Here is a 265-nt window from a genome sequence, read left to right on the forward strand (position 1 = left end):
GGCTCAAATGTACCGGGATTAGCTGACGTAGGTGGTATGTTTGAATCGTCGAGTAACTCAACTGCAGAGATTGAATTGCTAAAATCGCGAAGCATAATAGGTGAAGCAGTAGATAGCCTTAAGCTTGATGTAGTTGTTACCCCAAAATTTTTTCCTTACATTGGAGAAAATGCATACAACTCTTTTTCAGCGATTAAACCAAATCAATTAGCAGAACCTAAATATGGTGCCGATAGTTATGCTTGGGGAGGAGAGGCTATAGATG

The 265-nt window shown here is 40.0% G+C and carries 1 pseudogene; it reads left to right on the forward strand.

The features are described 5' to 3' along the window. Positions 1-265: pseudogene (locus AAEY62_RS22870) on the forward strand (tyrosine-protein kinase); the annotation flags it as partial.

It is taken from the genome of Pseudoalteromonas sp. GW168-MNA-CIBAN-0100 (genome assembly GCF_040309225.1).
In the GTDB taxonomy this organism is placed as follows: domain Bacteria; phylum Pseudomonadota; class Gammaproteobacteria; order Enterobacterales; family Alteromonadaceae; genus Pseudoalteromonas; species Pseudoalteromonas arctica.